Genomic DNA, 16,503 nt, shown 5'->3' with positions numbered 1-16,503 from the left:
GGGTGTCGGGGTGACCCTGGCCCAGCGGCTCCTGCGCACGAAACCCACCGAGCGCCTCGTGGCCGAGGGCGGCCACGGCGAGGGCGGCGAGCTGCGGCGCACGATGTCGCTGTGGCAGCTCACGCTGTTCAGCGTCGGCGCCACGCTCGGCACCGGGATCTTCGTCATCCTCGGGCAGGCGGTGCCCAAGGCGGGGCCCGCGGTGGTGCTGTCGTTCGTGCTGGCGGCGATCACGGCGCTGTTCTCCGCCCTGTCGTACGCCGAGCTGGCCGGGACGATCCCGGTGTCCGGTTCGTCCTACTCCTACGCGTACGCGACGCTGGGCGAGCTGGTGGCGTGGATCTGCGGCTGGTGCCTCATGCTGGAGTACGCCGTGTCGGTGGCGGCCGTGTCCGTGGGCTGGGGCGAATACCTCAACTCGTTCCTGCGGTCGCTGTTCGGCTTCACGCTGCCGGCGGCGATCACCCGCTCCCCCGGCCAGGACGGCGGCGTGGTCAACGTCACCGCGATCCTCATCGTGCTGCTGGCCACCTGGCTGCTGCTGTACGGCGCCTCCGAGAGCGCCACGGCCAACGCCATCTTCGTGTTGATCAAGGTCGTGGTGCTGCTGTTCTTCTGCATGGTGGCGTTCACGGCCTTCCGCGCGGGCAACTTCGCGCCGTTCGCGCCCATGGGGGTGGCCGGGATCACGGCGGCGGCCTCCCAGGTGTTCTTCTCCTACATCGGCTTCGACGCGGCCTCCACAGCCGGCGAGGAGGCGAAGAACCCCAGGCGGGACCTCCCCCTGGCGATCATCTTCTCGCTGGCCATCGTGACCGCCATCTACGTGCTCGTCGCCGTGGCCGCCCTCGGCGCCATGCCGTGGACGGACTTCGACCCGGCGACCACCGAGGCGAGCCTGTCCCACATCGCGGACCTGGCCACCGGCGCCACCTGGCCGGGCCTGATCGTCTCGTTCGGCGCGGTCATCGCCATCGCCAGCGTCGTGCTCACCGTCATCTTCGGGCAGACGCGCATCCTGTTCGCGATGTCCCGCGACGGGCTCATCCCGCGCGTGTTCCAGCGGGTCAACCCGCGCCACCAGGTCCCGGTGGCCAACACGCTCATCGTCGCGGCGTTCATCTCGGTGCTGGCCGGGCTGGTCCCCCTGGGACAACTGGCCGAGGCGACGAGCATCGGCACCTTGTTCGCCTTCGCCATCGTGAACATCGGCGTGCTCGTCCTGCGATACCGCCGCCCCGAGCTGCCCCGCGGCTTCCACGTCCCGTTCTTCCCGGTCACGCCGGTGCTGGGCGTGATCTTCTGCGTGCTCGTGATGGCGGGGCTGGCGGGGGTCACGTGGCTGGCGTTCGGCTTGTGGATGCTCGGGGGCCTGATCTGCTACTTCCTGTACGGCTACGGCCACTCGCGACTGGGTGCCGAGGTGCCCGGATGAAGCTCGACAACGTGCTGGCCGGCTACACCCCCGGGCTGCGGGGCAAGGACGGGCTCACGCTTGCCATGCTGCTCACGGGCCAGGCCCACGCGCACCTCACGGTGGCGATCATTCAGCCGCCCGCCCGGGCCACGCCAGGACCCGCCCGCGCCGAGCAGAGCGCCTGGCGGGCGTACCTCAAGGAGCAGGCCGAGGCGACGCTCACGCAGGCTCGGGAGCTGGCGGGCCCGGAAGCCGACTACTGGATCCACACCCACCCGGGCAGCGGGCGCGGACTGGTGGAGCTGGCGCGCAAGCGCGAGGCCGACGTCGTGGTGATCGGCTCCGCAGCCGGCCGCGGCCGCAGCCACATCTCCGTCGGCAGCACCGCCGACCAGCTCCTGCACTCCTCCTCCGTCCCCGTCCTGCTCGCCCCGCGCGGTTACGGCGACCAGCCGCCCGCCGCCGTCGACCGCATCACCGTCGCCTACCGGCGCAGTCCCGGCTGCGACGCGGCGCTCAGGGACGCCGCCGTCGTCGCCGTGCGGCTCGGCGTCCCGCTGCGACTGGTCACGCTGGTCGTCAGGAAGACCAGGCGTGCCAGGATCGAAGAAGAGATGCTCGCCGGCCTGCGCGAGCAGGCCACGGCGGACCTGCGCGCGGCGGCACAGGGCCAGCCGGAGCAGCTGAGCGTGGAGGCCGAGCTGCTCGAGGGCCGCAACGTCACCCAGGCGCTCGGCGCAACCTCGTGGCTCCCCGGCGAGATGATCATATGCGCTTCCAGTGACACCGGGCCCCTCAGGCGGGTGTTCCTCGGGGATACCTCGCTCAAGATCGTACGGGCCTCGACCTGCCCTGTCATGATGCTCCCCCGCCGGCCCTGACTCGGCGGTCCCGCTCGGCAAACTATGACGAAGTACTGTTACCACCGGGACATGAGGGGCTTATGTGGCGTTCTCTACCGGACCGGATTCGGCATCTTTTTTCCAATCAGCTTGACCTTAGGCGTCCACCCCTTTACCGTCACTGTGCGTAACCACACTTCGCGGCGATCCGGGGTAAACCCCGAACCATGGCTACCGATGGTGCCGAGCCTCGCACCGTACCCCCGGTGGCCGGGGCATACGCCGCGAGGTAGCACAATCTACTGAGAGCAACACATACGAGAGCCGGGGGGCCACACGATGCCGTCTGAGTACGCAAAGTCGCTGGGTGCACGACTGCGCGCCATCCGCACCCAGCAGGGCCTGTCCCTGCATGGAGTCGAGGAGAAGTCGCGCGGCAGGTGGAAAGCCGTGGTCGTGGGCTCCTATGAGCGTGGCGACCGAGCGGTCACGGTGCAGAAGCTTGCCGAGCTTGCCGACTTCTACGGGGTGCCCGTATCCGAGCTGCTACCGGGCGGCGCCGCCCCGAGTCCGCTCGGGCCGACCCCCAAGCTTGTGATCGACCTGGAGCGGCTCGCGGCGCTGCCGAAGGAGAAGGCCGGGGCCTTGGCCAGGTATGCCGCCACGATCCAGAGCCAGCGTGGCGACTACAACGGCAAGGTCCTGTCGATCCGCCAGGAGGACCTGCGCTCCCTGGCCGTGATCTATGACAAGTCGCCGAGCGAGCTGACCGAGGAGCTCATCAGCTGGGGCGTCCTGGACGCCGAGGCCCGCCGGGCCGTCGAGTCGTTCTGAGGCCGCCGTCTGACCAGGCCGGCTCTTCGGCCTCGGGTCACCGCCTGACCCGAGGCCGGTCAGTCAGCACGAAGGAGCTCGCCGCGCGCCGGCGGGCTCCTTCGTCATGTCCGGCACGCCAACGGGCTCAACCCGTGCCGGTTGGCCATGCCTCGTCGCCGAAGTCAGGCGAGTCAGTCAGTCAACCGGCGAGGGGGACGTCGATCGGGAGTTGGGGCTGGACGGGGACGCCGAGCAGGTCTTCGACCGTGGAGACGAAGGTGTCCGCCTCGGCCATGATCTCCTCGGCGTCGGCCGCACTGATCCTGCTGACCATGCCCGCCTCCGCGGCCGCACGTTTGGCGGCGCTCACCGAGAAGTAGGCGGCCCACTCGGACAGGTGCGGCTCGGCCTCGGGCAACAGCTCCCATGCGCTGCGCAGCCTGCGCCTGCGGCCTTCCATGGGACGGGGGCGGGCGGCCAGGATCGCCGCCGCCGCTCGTAGGGCCGCCAGGTGGGCGGCCACATATCGGGATGCCGGGGTGCGAGCGCTGGTCGCCTCCGCCAGGCAGGAACGTGCGTCGGTCAGGTGTGCCCGAACCGCAGGCGACAGCCGGGGCCCGGGTGTGTCTCTAGGCCTTGGTGCCATCTTGCGCGCCTCCTTTGGAGTCGTGGGCGGCGGCCGGCGTCTCCGCCGGTGGAGCCAACACTTGCAGACGCCACCGACATTTCCGCCAGGCTGGCCGGACGAGGAGCTTCCCCTCTCCCCGTCCGGCCAGGACACGCCCGCTCGTCTCCGCCGACGACGAGGACGTGCCCTTCGCCCGTGGAGCCTGGCCGCGGGGCTCGCTTGGGGAAGCGAACGGCCCGCGACCAGGTCCGGGTGACGCTGAGCCGCGAGCCTCACCGTCACTAGGTCGAACATAATTTCGATCACCTTCGGTGTCAACTATCCCACGAACATAGGTTCGATGAGCATGAGGTGAACCATCGACACGCCGTCCGAGCGCGAGCAAGCCGTCGCCGCAAGGTCGGGTTGCGGCGACGGCGAGCGGTTCAGGGGGTGGTCAGGGTGCGGGCGTCCGGGGTCAGGAGGCGGAGATGGCGCCCGACGGGCACAAGGTGACGGCACGCCGGACGGCGTCCTCAAGCTCCGGCGGCACCGGACTCCGCAACACCACCACCGTGCCGTCGTCCTCACTCTGGTCGAACACGTCCGGCACCGTCAGCGCACACATGCCCGCGCCGATGCACACCGTCGTATCTGCCTTGACTTCCATGGTGACCTACCAAGTGACAGGGAGGCGGTGCACTCCATAGATGCTCATATGCGAACGCATCGGCACCTCCTCAGGTGTTACGGCCAAGCGTAGGCCAGGAAAGCGCCGCAGCAGCGCAGGGTAGGCGATGCGCATCTCGGCGCGGGCGAGCTGCTGGCCCAGGCACTGGTGAATGCCGTGGCCGAAGGTCATGTGCCCGCCGGCGGGCCGGGTGACGTCGAGCGTCTCGCCTCCGGGGAAGCGGGACGGGTCGCGGTTGGCGGCGGGCAGGCTGACGGCGACCATCTCGCCCGCCTTGATGAGATTGCCCTCGATCTCCAGGTCCTCGAGCGCGAGCCGGAACGGGCCGAGGTGGATGATCGTGAGATAGCGCAGCAGCTCTTCGACGCCGTTGTCCACCACCGCCGGATCGTCCCGCATGGCGGCCAGCTGGCCGGGGTTGGTGAGCAGCGCGTACGTCCCGAGCCCCAGCATGTTGGCGGTCGTCTCGTGCCCCGCCACGAGCAGCAGGAAGGCGACCCCGGTGAGCTCCTCGTCGTTGAGGTCCCCGCCCTCGATGAGCCCGCTGAGCAGGTCGTCGCCGGGCTCCTTGCGCTTCCTCTGGATCAGCCCGTGCAGGTAGCCCATCGTGCTGGCGAGCGCCGCGAGCGCGTCCTCGGCCTTGGTCTCGAGGTTGACCAGCACTTTGGCGTCCTCGTGGAAGCGCGCGCGGTCCTCGTACGGGACTCCGAGCAGCTCGCAGATCACCAGCGACGGGATCGGCAGCGCGAACGCCTGCACCAGGTCCACGGGCCCGCCGGCGGCCTCCATGTCGTCCAGGCAGGCGTTGGTGATCTCCTCGATCCTGGGTTCGAGCATCTTCATCCTGCGCACCGTGAACTGCCCGGTGAGCAGCTTGCGATAGCGGGTGTGCTCGGGCGGGTCGGTACGCAGGAACATACCGGGCGGCAGCCGGAACCCGCCTTTCTGGGCGAGCTCCGCCCTGGCGGGGATGGCCGGGTGCATCTTCTCAGGCCGGTTGGAGAAGCGCGGGTCCGCCAGCACCGCACGGGCTGCCGCGTAGCCGGTGACCAGCCAGCCGAGGTGGCCGTCGGCGTATCTGAGGCGATGCATGGGCGCGTGCCGGCTCAGCTCGGCGATCTCGTCGGGCGGGTCCAGCGGACGCTGGCGGTCGATGGGAAGGGTCAGATCGGACATGCCGTAGCTCCTTTCCAGCTTCGTCTCTCAAGAAAACCTCAATCAGTGCAAATTTTCAATGGATGAAGAAGATAACGTCATGCAGTAAAGTTCGCCCATGGCAGGACTGCGGGAGCGCAAGAAACAGCGCACGCGCCGGGCGCTGATCGATGCGGCGCTCCGGCTGTTCGAGGAGAAGGGCTATGCCGAGACCACGCTCGCGGAGATCGCCACGGAGGCCGAGGTGTCTACGCGGACGTTCTTCAGCTACTTCTCCGGCAAAGAGGATCTGATCTTCCACGACAGCGCTGAGCGGCTCGAGCTGATGCTGGCGCTGGTGGCGAGCAGGAGGCCGGAGGAGGCGCCCACCACGTTGCTGCTCCGGCTCATCGACCAGAGCCTCGTCTGGGCGGCGCAGAGCGGGGAGCTCACGTTCGAGGAGGCGGAGCTGCGCACGCGGCTGGTCATGACCGAGCCGGCGTTGCAGGCCCGGGGGCTGCTGCTGTTGTTCGACAGCCAGCTCAAGCTGGCCGAGGCGCTGCGCGACGCCTTCCCTGGCGAGGTGGACCTCGTCGAGGCGGCGGCTGCGGTGGGCGCGCTGATCGGCGCGGTGAAGCTGGCCGTGATGGCGAACCTGGGCAACGACCGTTCGATCGACCAGATCATGCGGACCGCCCGCCGCGCGGCCGAGCTCGCGCTGGACGGGCTGCGTGCCCTGGACGAGAGGGCGGCTTCCCGCGTGCGCGCCGATCGGCACGGGATGGCAAGCTGAAGCCCCGGAGCGGAGAGGAGCACGCATGGCGCGAACCGGGCTCGTCCTGCTGGCGCTGGGTCCGGTCCTGGCGGCGGCGTACGCGGCCGTCAATCATGCCGCCCTCCGCACGGCCGCGAAGGTCCAGGTCAACGGGCCGGAGTGGGAGGGCGGCCGGGTCGGCGCCGATGGGCTGACGTCGCTCGGCGTGGAAGCCTGGCGGGTGGTCTGGTGGACCGCCCTCCTAGTAGGCGTGGTCGCGGTCGCCTACGCGGTCATCGGGGTGCTCCTGCGGCGGCCCCGGCGAGGACGGGCGCTGCTGCTCGTGTTGTCGGGCTTGTTCATCGTGCCGTACGTGCTGGGGTTCGCGGTGGCGTTCCTCAATCCCGTACGGCTCCTCGCCGGTCTCTACCACGCGGCCGATTTCGCGGCGGGCGTGCCGTCCTGGCAGCCCGCCACGGCGTTCCTCATCGCGGCTGCCGGGGTGGCACAGGCGGCCGGGCTGGTGCTGGCGGCCCGGGAGGGCAGGCGCGCGGCCGGAGCGACGATTTCACCGTCGCCGCGATCACGTCCAGCGCCGGCCGAGGCTCCAGAAACGCAGGCAGGTCGCTGTGCCGAGCCTCCAGCAGGCCGGCGTTGATGGTGGAGAACATCGAGATCGTGTGCCCCGCCTGATACGCCTCCAGCCCGGCCAGCAGCGGCCGCACCTCGCCCAGGGGCACGGTCCGATACTCGACGGGCCGGCCGAGCGCCTCACTCAGCACCTCGGCGAGATCATGTCCGCCGACCGCGCTCACCCCTTCCAGCTCATACGTCCTGCCCGCGTGCCGTCCCCGCGCGCCCGCCGCCAGGTCGGCCCAGGTCTCGGCGGCCACGCGCACGGCAACGGCGGCCAGGTCCTCGCGCGCCACAACCGGCAGCCGCCCGTCGCCGAACGGCGCCGCGAACACCCCGGTCTCCGCCGCGGACGCGGCGCCGGTCAGCGCCATCCCGGCTGCCAGCTCGGCGTACAGGCCGTTCCGCAGGACGGTCACGTCGAACGGGGCCTCGGCCAGCCGCCCCTCCGTCCACCGGTGCGCGAGCGCGATGGTGAGCAGATCACCGGATCCGGCCAGGCTGGTGTAGATCACGTGCTTGACGCCCGCGGCGGCGGCCGCCCGCACCACAGCGCCGTGGCGGGCCAGGACGACGTCGTCCTCGGCGTACCCAGCCGACACGAACACCAGCACGTCCACGCCGGCCAGCGCGGCCTCCAGCGTCTGCGGCCGGTCGAAGTCGGCGTGCCGCACCCCGGCGCCGTCGCCGGAGCTGCTCGCCCCGGCCACCGCAAGCCCGTCGGCCCGCAGCCCTTCGAGAATCGAACCGCCCAAAGCCCCGGACACGCCCGTTACGAGAATCATCGAACCCCCTAGTGTGTGTTTCCGGCACCAGCATGGGCGGGCTCGGGCGCCCGCCGTAAGGAGGCACTCTCATGTCAGTCGCGCACACGGACGTAACCCTCCAGGTCAGCGGGCCGTGCGGGGACGACGACTGCGGCATCCGCGACGTGCTCGACCGGATCGGCGACAAGTGGACGGTGCTGGTGATGGTGGAGCTGGCCAAGGGGGTGCGGCGGTTCAGGGAGCTGCAGCGGGCGATCCCCGGCATCTCCCAGCGGATGCTGACGTTGACGACGCGGCGGTTGTGCCGGGACGGGCTGGTCGAGCGCACGGCGTACCCGACGATCCCGCCGCAGGTCGAATACCGGCTGACGCCGATGGGCCGGAGCCTGGCCGAGGCGGTCGAGCGGCTGGCCGACTGGTCCAGGGATCACAAGGACGCCATCACCGAGGCCCGCGGCCGCTGGGACACCGCCCACCCCGACGACCTGTGAAGCCACCGGCCGTCAGCGGGTTAGGTCACGGGCGCTTGAATGAGCCCCGCACGTGGACGGGCACGCCCTTGCCGAGCATCCCTGGCACCACCCCGGCCACGTTCATCGGCATGCGCACGCACCCGTGCGAGGCCGGGTAGAGCGGCACCGACAGCGCGCCGTGGAAGGCGATCCCGCCGTTGAAGAAGATCGGGTTGTAGAGCTGGCCCAGGTACGACCTGTGCCAGCCGCTCTTGCGCCACGTCGTCCTGTAGTTGCCGGTCGGGGTCGTCGCGGAGCCGCAGAAACGCTGCTTCCTGCCCTGCCACGTGGCGCTCTCGCAGTACGGGACGCCGCTGCCCGACGAGATGTGGGTGATCAGCTTGGCCTCGCCGCCGATGTACAGGACCATGATCTGCTTGGTGAGGTTGACCTCGGCGCGGGTCGGCTCGCCGTTCTTCACCAGCACCTTGGGGGCCTTCGGGGTCTCCAGCGCCTCCCACGTCCGCTTGGCGATCGTGCTGGTCGGCTTGATGCCGTTGACCTTCTGGAACGCCCACACGGCCGCCAGCGTCGTGCCACCGTACCGGCCGTCGGCCTTGCCCGGCCGGTAGCCCAGCTCGACCAGGCGGTTCTGCAGCCAGGTGACGTCTTTGCCCTTGGCTCCCAGCTTGAGCGTCTTGCGCGGCGCGGTGACCGCGGAGGTGGCCGGGGCGGCGGCGGGGACGGACTGAGCGCCGGCCGCGACAGGGACCGCAGGCGTGACGGCGGACGACGCGAGCGGGCGCGACGCGACCGTCTGGGGCGTCGTCTGCGTCCCGCAACCCGAGAGTACGACGGCTCCAGCCGTCAGCAGCGCAGCCATCCCGGGCAGCCGTCGAGCCCCCACGCGTACCACCTCTCGCGTCAGTCAAGAAGAGATCAATGGACCCTACACCAATCACCACGAACAGGTAATCAAGCGCTCATTCTGTTTAGAGTGTCTCCATGCCTGAGAAGTTGCCGGCGAATGCCGTGGTCGTGCAGTCCGCCTTGCGTGAGCTGGGGGCGGGCGGCGAGATCATCGTCCTGCCCGAGAAGGCGCCGACGGCGGCCACGGCCGCCGCCCAGGTGGGGTGCGAGGTCGGGGCGATCGCCAACAGCCTGATCTTCGACGCCGACGGCGCGCCACTGCTTGTGCTGACCAGCGGGGCGCACCGCGTGAACGTGGAGCTCATCGCCCGCACGGCAGGGGTCCAGCGCGTACGCCGCGCGACCCCTGAGTTCGTCCGCGCCGCCACCGGCCAGCCCATCGGCGGCGTCGCCCCGGTCGGGCACCCGGCGCCGGTGCGGACCCTGGTGGACAACTGGCTGAGCAAGCACGAGGTGGTGTGGGCGGCCGGGGGGCACCCGCTGACGGTGTTCCCGACCACCTTCGACGAGCTGGTCCGCATCACCGGGGGCACTCCGGTGGACGTCGAGTAGTGTGCGACAGGTGATCGAGTTTCGCGGGGCGGGCCCGGCCGGATTCACCGAGCGGCTGGAGACGGTGATCGGCATTTACACGGCCGCGATGAACCCGCCGCAGGACCAGATCACCGGCCGCAAGACCATCATGCGAAATCATGCGACATATCCCGATTTTCAGTGTTATTTCGCCGAATTGCGTGATTCATCCCCTTCGGGGGATGTGCCCGAAACCCGGATCCTCGGCTTCGCGTACGGCTTCCGCGGCGCACCCGGGCAGTGGTGGCACGACGTGGTGCTCAGAGCGCTCACGGAACAGGCGGGCAGGGAGGTGGCCAACGCCTGGCTGGGGCACGCGTTCGAGCTGGCCGAAATCCATGTCCACCCGGACTACCAGGGCAAAGGCATCGGCCGGGCCATGATCAGGACGCTGTGCGCGGGCCGCCACGAGCGCACGGCCGTCCTGTCCACCCACGACCAGCCCACCGCCGCCCGCCACCTCTACGCCAGCCTCGGCTTCACGGACCTGCTGACGAGATTCGTCTTCCCGGGCGGCTACGAGGAGTACGCGATCGCCGGCCGCCCTCTGCCCCTCTCCTGACGGTGCCCCTGATGAAGCCGTGACTCATGGGTTTACCACGGCATGCCCAAGGGCACGATCCATGACAGAAAGTGACGGGGCATTTACATTTCGTCGACCATCGCCCCACGCCCGTCACCCGCCCGGTTCCCCTGCGGGCGGGTGACGGGCTCACCACTTTCAAGGCACCCGGCAGCGCGTGCGGGCAACGGACGACTGGTCGAACCCCTTTCAAGGGCCACATCACGCCGTATCGGCGGCCGGCCCCGTGCGGGGTCAGACAGCGTCTCCCTGGAGGCCCCCAGCCCTGGTCGGCGGGTGGGTGACGCTGGGCGACCGTAACAAGGAACGGGTTGGATCAAGCGGACAGGGAGATCGGCGCGATGCGCTGGAAGACTTCGCGCGTGGCGCTGGAGCGGTTGAACGTGATGAAGTGAATCCCCGGCGCGCCCTCGTCCAGCAGCCGCTGGCACAGCTCGGCACCGTGATCGATGCCCAGCCGCCGCACCGCCGCCGGATCGTCCGCGACCTTCTCGAAGCGCGCCGCCACGTCCGGCGGGAACGGCGCCCCGGACAGCTGCTCGGAGCGCGCGATCGTGCTCATCTGCGTCACCGGCATGATGCACGGGATGATCGGCGTGTCGCAGCCCTTGGCCACCACCCGGTCCCGCAGCCGCAGGTAGTCCTCCGCCTGGAAGAACATCTGCGTGATCGCGTAGTCGGCCCCGGCGCGGCACTTGCGCACGAAGTATTCGGTGTCGGCCTCAATGGACGGCGAACGCGGGTGCTTGTAGGGGAAGGCCGCCACGCCGACGCAGAAATCGCCCGCCTGCCTGATCAGCCGCACCAGCTCCTCGGCGTAGAGCACGCCCTCCGGGTGCCGCACCCACTCGGCGGTGGGGTCGCCAGGGGGGTCGCCGCGGACCGCCAGGATGTTGCGCACGCCGGCGTCGGCGAAGCGCCCGACCAGGTGGCGCAGCTCGCGGATCGAGTGGTTGACCGCGGTGAAGTGCGCCACGGGCGTGAGCGTGGTGCCGTGGGCGATCCGCTCGACGATGTCGACCGTGCGGTCGCGGGTGGAGCCGCCGGCGCCGTAGGTCACCGACACGAACGTCGGCCGCAGCGACTCCAGCTCCCTGATCGCCCGCCACAACTGCCGCTCGCCCTCGTCGGTCTTCGGAGGGAAGAACTCGAAGGAGAACGTGCGGCCACCGGAAGCGAGCATGTCGCGGACGGTGGGGACACGATCGGGCCGGATAGAGGGTCGACCAAGCGCCATGGCCCAAGGTTACAGGTAGCCGCCCGGAAGCACCGATCGCCGAGCGCTGAACCTGATCCGGGATCGGCGCGCGTACGCCCGGCCATTAGTCTCAAGGCATGACCACTGACGCCGCGCGCATGCCCATCCTGCGCACGCACGTGGAACGCGCCCTGGGCGAGTTCGTCGAACGGCAGCTGCCCGCTCCCGGCGATCCCGATCTGGAGCCGCTGCGCACGGCCGCCGACGAGCTGCTGGCCGGGGGCAAGCGGCTGCGTCCCGCGTTCTGCTACTGGGGCTGGCGCGGCGCGGGCGGCACGGACGTGCCCGAGATCTTCACCGCGGCCGCCTCGCTGGAGTTGCTGCAGGCCAGCGCGCTGGTGCACGACGACGTGATGGACAAGAGCGACCTGCGCAGGGGCATGCCGGCCGCGCATCGCCGGTTCCAGGCGCTGCACGAGAAGGCCGGCTGGCACGGCTCGGCGGAGCAGTTCGGCGAGGGCGCGGCGATCCTGCTGGGCAACCTGCTGCTGCTCTGGTCGGGCGAGATGTGGCGCACCAGCGGCCTGCCGCGCGCGTCGCTGGAGGCGGCCCAGCCCGTGCACGACCACATGCGCACCGAGCTGATGTGCGGGCAATACCTGGACCTGCTGGAGCAGGCGCACGGGGAGAACACGTTCGACTCGGCCCTGCGCGTGGCGCTGTTCAAGAGCGGCAAGTATTCGGTGGAGCAGCCGCTCAGGCTCGGCCTGGTGCTCGCCACGCAGAAGCTCGAGCCGTGGATGGACGACCTGTGCACCGGGTACGGCACGCGGGTGGGGATCGCGTTCCAGCTGCGCGACGACATCCTGGGGGTGTTCGGCGACCCGGCGCAGACCGGCAAGCCGGCGGGGGACGACTTGCGTGAGGGCAAGCGGACGATGCTCGTGGCCCGCACGCTGGCGGCCGCCTCCCCTGGCGACGCGGCCACGGTCCGGCGCCTGCTCGGGGATCCGGGGCTGGATGCGGGCGGGGTGGCCACGCTGCGCCGGATCATCGAGGACACCGGGGCACTGCAGGAGTGCGAGGACCTGATCGGCGACTACCTGGGCCAGGCTCTGGCCGCGCTCGACCAGGCCCCGGTCACCGCCGAGGCCCGCGCAGCGCTGACCGGGCTCGCCATCGCCGCCACCTCCCGCAAAACCTGACCGTCCGCAACCGCACACCGCTCCGCAACCGCACACCGCGGAGCCACCGACAGCGGCGTTCCTCCACCGTGCTGAGCCGCCGCACGACGGGCCGGTGCGCAGCCGTCAGGCGGCGGGTGCCGCCGATAGGCGCTAGCCGTCAGGTGGCGGCTGCCGCCGACAGGCGCTTGGCGAATTCCGCCGCCGCCGCGCCCGGATCGTCCGCGTCGGTGATCGCCCGTACCACCACCACCCGGCGAACCCCGAACGACAGGACCTCGTCCAGGTTGGCGAGGTCGATGCCGCCGATCCCGAACCACGGCCGCGCCGTCCCCAGCGACGCCGCGTGCCGCAGCAGCGGCGGCCCCGGAGCCGGGCGGCCGGGCTTGGTCGGCGTCGGCCAGATGGGCCCGCAGCAGAAGTAGTCGACGCCCTCCTCCACCGCCGCGGCGGAAGCCTCGGCGGCGGAGTGGGTGGACCGTCCGATGACGATGTCGTCGCCGAGTATCTCTCGCGCGACCGTCACGGGAAGATCGTCCTGCCCCAGGTGGAGCACGTCGGACCGGGCGGCGTAGGCGATGTCCGCCCGGTCGTTGACGGCCAGCAGTTTGCCGTGCCGGTCGCAGGCGTCGCGGAAGACTTCGAGGAGGGCGAGTTCGTCGCGTGCCTCCAGGCCCTTCTCCCGCAGCTGGATGATGTCCACGCCGCCGGCCAGCACCGAGTCGAGGAACTCCGCGAGGTCGCCGCGGTCGCGGCGGCCATCGGTGCAGAGATAGAGGCGGGCCTCAGAAAGCGAGGGCTTGGGCACGCCGCTTGACCTCGGTGTGACGGCCGGCCTTGATCGCCTCGATGGGCGACCCCGGCAGCGACTCGTCTGGGGTGAAAAGCCAGCGCAGCGACTCGACATCGTCGTAGCCGGCGTCCTGCAACACGGTCAGTGTGCCGGGCAGGCCCTTCATCACGTCCTTGCCGTCGAGGAACACCGCGGGCACCTGCGGCCCGCCGCTCCCTCGGCGCACGCCTAGGAGCTTGTGGTCCTTGAGGAGTTGCTTGGCCCGCCCGATGGGAAGCTCAAGGCGCTGGGCCACTTCAGGGAGTGTCAGCCACTCGTTCACGAGCTGGTCGGTCTCCCGGTCGATCTGTGCAACAGAAAGCGTCACGAAACCACAACTACCACATGCCGTGCTTGCTCAAACAACACAATCTCGTAGAGGCACTTCTGGATCTACCAGGCGTTCCGCGTCGAGACGGTGTCCCGCGCCGATGATTCTGCGTCCCTGGACGAGATCTCGCGGCCGATCCACGGCGAGCACCGCGGCCAGAACGCCGTCGCCGTCGAGCCAGACGGCCGACCACTTGCCCTCCGGGTCACCGCGGTAGATGAGCCGCTCCCCCGCCGGGTGATGCCCGGCGTATTGGACCATGTGCCCGAACTGCTCCGACCAGAAGTACGGCACCGGGTCGTACACCTCGTCCTCGCCCAGCAGCGTGGCGGCGGCGACCTCGGGGGCGTTGAGCGCGGTGTCCCAGTGCTCGATCCTGAGCCTGGTCTGGAAGCGGCGCGACCACCAGGCGGCGCAGTCCCCGACGGCGACCGTGTTCGGCAGGGAGGCCCGCAGGTGCTCGTCGACGACGACGCCGTTGTGCAGGTCGATGTCGGCGTCGGCCAGCCATTCGACGGCGGGCCGCACGCCGATGCCGGTCACGACCACGTGGGCCTCGACGAACTCGCCGTCCACCAGCCGCACGCCGCCCTCGTCCACGGACCGGACCATGGTGTTCAGGCGCAGGTCGATGCCCTCGTACCAGCGCTGGGTGCGGGCCCCGATCTCCGTGCCGACGGCGGTGGCGAGCGGGGTGGCCGCCGCCTCGATCACCGTGACCGCGCAGCCGGCGCGGCGGGCGGCGGTGGCCACCTCGGCGCCGATCCAGCCGGCGCCGATGATCGCGACGCGGGCGCCGGGCACGAGCATGGCCCTGAGCTCGTGGGCGTCGTCGAGAGTGCGCAGCACGTGCTGAGGGCCGTCGCCGGGCAGCATGATCGGCTCGGATCCGGTGGCGATGACCAGGCCGTCGTAGCCGATCTCGCCCTCGGTCGTCTCCACGACGCCCGCGCGCAGCGCCTTGGCGCCCACACCCGGGCGGAAGGCGACGTCGAGTGCGGCCAGGTCGGTGTCGACGAAGCTGGACTCGGCCTCGCCGAGCAGCACGCTCTTGGACAGCGGCGGGCGGTCGTAAGGGCGATGCCGCTCCTGCCCGATCAGGGTGATCCTGCCGCCGAACCCGCGACCGCGCAGCGTCTCCACCGTGCGCACGCCTGCCAGGCCCGCTCCTACCACCACGACATGGTCCACGGTCAAGACCCTAACGGGGGGCGTGCTTCGGCGTCGCACCGAGGCCGTAGGCTGGGGACGTAAGACGCGCGGGAGTCCGGCCGTTACCGGGCTGAGAGGAAGGCTGCAGCGGGCCTTCGACCGCAAGACACCTGATCCGGATCATGCCGGCGAAGGGAGCGCATGTGGATGTGATCGTAGGCGGCGGCATCGTCGGACTGTCCATCGCGTGGCGGCTGGCCCGGTCGGGGCGGCCGGTCACGGTGGTGGATCCGGCCCCGGCCTCGGGGGCCTCCCACGCGGCGGCGGGGATGCTGGCCCCGGTCAGCGAGGTGACCTACACGGAGACGCCGCTGCTGCGACTGGGGATGGCGTCGCTGCGCCGCTGGCCCTCCTTCGCCGCCGAACTGGCCGAGGACGCGGGCTGGGCCGAGCGCACGGCGGCATCTGACGGCGAAACGCCGGCTGCGGATGCGGGAGGCCGGGGTGCCCGCGCAGGCGCTTCCGGCGGGCCCGGGGCCGGGCCGTCCGGCGGGGTCGGGCCGTCCGGCGGGCTCGGGGTCGGGCCGTTCGGCGGGCTGGAGATCGGCGAAGGGCCGCGGCGCGGGCTGGACCTGCGGGCGGACGGGACGCTCGATGTGGCGTTCGGGGCCGACGATCTGGCGGCGCTGGACGAGCTGGCGGCCTACATGGACAAACTCGGGCTGCCGGTCGAGCGGCTGACCGGTCGCGAATGCCGGCGCCTGGAGCCCATGCTGGCCCCGTCGGTGCGTGGCGGGCTGCTCGCTCCCGAGGACGCCTGGGTGGACCCGCGGCGGGTGACGGCGGCCCTCCTCGTGGCTCTGGACCGGCTGCAGGTGCCGCTGGTGCGGGCACGCGCCGCGGGTCTCCTGCGGGACGCGGACGGCAAGGTCGTCGGGGTACACCTGGAGCCGTCACGAGAGCCGTCCGAGATCAGGGCGGAGCGGGTCGTCCTGGCGGCCGGGGCCTGGAGCGCCGAGCTGGCGGACGTGCCGGTGCGGCCGATCAAGGGGCAGATCATGCGGTTGCGTTCCCCGCAGCCACTGCTCAGCCGGTGCGTACGCGGCACCGTGCACGGCTCCTACGTCTACCTGGTCCCCCGTGGCGATGGCGAGCTGGTGGTCGGCGCCACCCAGGAGGAGCTGGGGTTCGACACCAGAGTGACCGCGGGCGGGCTCTACGAGCTGCTGCGGGACGCCAGGGAGCTGGTGCCGGGCGTGAGCGAGCTGGAGGTCGCCGACGTGGTGGCCGGGCTACGGCCGGGCACACCGGACAACCTGCCGATCATCGGCCCGAGCGGGACGCCGGGGCTCACCCTGGCCACCGGGCATTACCGGGGCGGCGTGCTGCTCGCGCCGCTCACGGCAGCGCTCGTGCTGGCCGACTCGAGCAGCTCAGGCGGCTCGGGCGACTCGGGAGACGTGGGCGGCTCGGCAAGCTTGGGCGACACGAGCGCCTCGGCAGGCTCGGCAGGCTTGGGCGGCTCGGCAGGCTTTGGTGGCTTGGGCGGCGATGAGGGTGAGCTGGCGGCGTTGTGCTCGCCGGGGAGGTTTCGGGAAATCTCATGA

At 70.8% G+C, this 16,503-nt stretch carries 18 protein-coding genes and 1 riboswitch; of the genes, 9 read left to right on the top strand and 9 right to left on the bottom strand.

The genetic code is table 11. The annotated features are described in order from the left end of the window. The first annotated feature begins 10 nt into the window (after positions 1 to 10). The 3 genes from Q9G87_RS30625 to bldD all read left to right on the top strand — a co-directional run bounded on the left by Q9G87_RS30625 (position 11) and on the right by bldD (position 3,093). A complete protein-coding gene (locus tag Q9G87_RS30625; RefSeq protein ID WP_305919976.1) occupies positions 11 to 1,435 on the top strand; it encodes an amino acid permease in 1,425 nt (474 codons plus the stop codon). Then, positions 1,432 to 2,298, top strand: a complete 867-nt coding sequence (locus tag Q9G87_RS30620) for a universal stress protein (protein ID WP_305919975.1) — start codon at positions 1,432 to 1,434, stop codon at positions 2,296 to 2,298. Before Q9G87_RS30625 ends, Q9G87_RS30620 begins: the two co-directional genes overlap by 4 nt. 300 nt (positions 2,299 to 2,598) lie before the next feature. Continuing rightward, on the top strand, positions 2,599 to 3,093 hold the full coding sequence (gene bldD, locus Q9G87_RS30615; RefSeq protein WP_055503136.1) for a transcriptional regulator BldD: 495 nt from the start codon (positions 2,599 to 2,601) through the stop codon (positions 3,091 to 3,093). Positions 3,094 to 3,274: 181 nt separating this feature from the next. Here the strand turns inward: bldD and Q9G87_RS30610 are convergent, their stop codons facing one another. The 3 genes from Q9G87_RS30610 to Q9G87_RS30600 form a co-directional block, all read right to left on the bottom strand. Next, positions 3,275 to 3,721, bottom strand: coding sequence for an SAV_6107 family HEPN domain-containing protein (locus Q9G87_RS30610; protein WP_305919974.1), 447 nt, complete (start codon positions 3,719 to 3,721; stop codon positions 3,275 to 3,277). 439 nt (positions 3,722 to 4,160) lie between these two features. Beyond that, complete coding sequence (locus Q9G87_RS30605) at positions 4,161 to 4,352, bottom strand: ferredoxin (RefSeq protein WP_305919973.1); 192 nt, start codon at positions 4,350 to 4,352, stop codon at positions 4,161 to 4,163. 6 nt (positions 4,353 to 4,358) lie between these two features. Then, entirely contained in the window at positions 4,359 to 5,549 is a 1,191-nt protein-coding gene (locus tag Q9G87_RS30600; RefSeq protein WP_305919972.1) for a cytochrome P450, read from the bottom strand. A 97-nt stretch (positions 5,550 to 5,646) separates the two neighbouring features. Between Q9G87_RS30600 and Q9G87_RS30595 the strand changes: the two genes are divergently transcribed. Further along, positions 5,647 to 6,300, top strand: a complete 654-nt coding sequence (locus tag Q9G87_RS30595; protein ID WP_305919971.1) for a TetR/AcrR family transcriptional regulator — start codon at positions 5,647 to 5,649, stop codon at positions 6,298 to 6,300. Positions 6,301 to 6,746: 446 nt separating this feature from the next. On the opposite strand, the gene Q9G87_RS30590 is transcribed toward Q9G87_RS30595, so the two are convergent. Further along, a complete protein-coding gene (locus Q9G87_RS30590; RefSeq protein ID WP_305919970.1) occupies positions 6,747 to 7,679 on the bottom strand; it encodes an NmrA family NAD(P)-binding protein in 933 nt (310 codons plus the stop codon). Between the two features lie 71 nt (positions 7,680 to 7,750). On the opposite strand from Q9G87_RS30590, the gene Q9G87_RS30585 reads away from it, so the two are divergent. After that, a complete protein-coding gene (locus Q9G87_RS30585; RefSeq protein WP_305919969.1) occupies positions 7,751 to 8,152 on the top strand; it encodes a winged helix-turn-helix transcriptional regulator in 402 nt (133 codons plus the stop codon). Between the two features lie 25 nt (positions 8,153 to 8,177). On the opposite strand, the gene Q9G87_RS30580 is transcribed toward Q9G87_RS30585, so the two are convergent. After that, a complete protein-coding gene (locus Q9G87_RS30580; protein WP_305919968.1) occupies positions 8,178 to 9,020 on the bottom strand; it encodes a L,D-transpeptidase family protein in 843 nt (280 codons plus the stop codon). A gap of 98 nt (positions 9,021 to 9,118) precedes the next feature. On the opposite strand from Q9G87_RS30580, the gene Q9G87_RS30575 reads away from it, so the two are divergent. Both Q9G87_RS30575 and Q9G87_RS30570 read left to right on the top strand, forming a co-directional pair. Beyond that, the gene (locus Q9G87_RS30575) at positions 9,119 to 9,595 is read left to right on the top strand and encodes a YbaK/EbsC family protein (RefSeq protein WP_305919967.1); all 477 of its coding nucleotides are present in this window, start codon (positions 9,119 to 9,121) and stop codon (positions 9,593 to 9,595) included. A 10-nt stretch (positions 9,596 to 9,605) separates the two neighbouring features. Further along, on the top strand, positions 9,606 to 10,178 hold the full coding sequence (locus Q9G87_RS30570; protein ID WP_305919966.1) for a GNAT family N-acetyltransferase: 573 nt from the start codon (positions 9,606 to 9,608) through the stop codon (positions 10,176 to 10,178). Positions 10,179 to 10,515: 337 nt separating this feature from the next. Here Q9G87_RS30570 and metF read toward each other — a convergent pair whose 3' ends face one another. Beyond that, positions 10,516 to 11,382 (bottom strand): methylenetetrahydrofolate reductase [NAD(P)H], encoded by an 867-nt coding sequence (gene metF, locus Q9G87_RS30565; RefSeq protein WP_305919965.1) that lies wholly within the window; start codon positions 11,380 to 11,382, stop codon positions 10,516 to 10,518. Between the two features lie 152 nt (positions 11,383 to 11,534). On the opposite strand from metF, the gene Q9G87_RS30560 reads away from it, so the two are divergent. Beyond that, on the top strand, positions 11,535 to 12,602 hold the full coding sequence (locus tag Q9G87_RS30560) for a polyprenyl synthetase family protein (protein WP_305919964.1): 1,068 nt from the start codon (positions 11,535 to 11,537) through the stop codon (positions 12,600 to 12,602). A gap of 139 nt (positions 12,603 to 12,741) precedes the next feature. On the opposite strand, the gene thiE is transcribed toward Q9G87_RS30560, so the two are convergent. Genes thiE through Q9G87_RS30545 form a run of 3 tightly spaced genes read right to left on the bottom strand, consistent with a single transcriptional unit; the run spans position 12,742 to position 14,935 of the window. Beyond that, on the bottom strand, positions 12,742 to 13,389 hold the full coding sequence (gene thiE, locus Q9G87_RS30555) for a thiamine phosphate synthase (RefSeq protein WP_305919963.1): 648 nt from the start codon (positions 13,387 to 13,389) through the stop codon (positions 12,742 to 12,744). Further along, positions 13,367 to 13,741 (bottom strand): Rv2175c family DNA-binding protein, encoded by a 375-nt coding sequence (locus Q9G87_RS30550; RefSeq protein WP_305919962.1) that lies wholly within the window; start codon positions 13,739 to 13,741, stop codon positions 13,367 to 13,369. The genes thiE and Q9G87_RS30550 overlap by 23 nt, the downstream gene beginning before the upstream one ends. 30 nt (positions 13,742 to 13,771) lie before the next feature. Continuing rightward, positions 13,772 to 14,935 (bottom strand): NAD(P)/FAD-dependent oxidoreductase, encoded by a 1,164-nt coding sequence (locus Q9G87_RS30545; RefSeq protein ID WP_305919961.1) that lies wholly within the window; start codon positions 14,933 to 14,935, stop codon positions 13,772 to 13,774. Positions 14,936 to 14,993: 58 nt separating this feature from the next. Next, a riboswitch (TPP riboswitch) is annotated at positions 14,994 to 15,110 on the top strand. Between Q9G87_RS30545 and Q9G87_RS30540 the strand changes: the two genes are divergently transcribed. Continuing rightward, a complete protein-coding gene (locus tag Q9G87_RS30540; protein ID WP_305919960.1) occupies positions 15,079 to 16,503 on the top strand; it encodes an FAD-dependent oxidoreductase in 1,425 nt (474 codons plus the stop codon). It overlaps the preceding riboswitch by 32 nt.

This window comes from Nonomuraea turcica, from assembly GCF_030718205.1.
GTDB lineage: Bacteria > Actinomycetota > Actinomycetes > Streptosporangiales > Streptosporangiaceae > Nonomuraea.
Note: the sequence above shows the minus strand (reverse complement) of the source record. Positions and strands in the feature narration are given on the sequence as shown.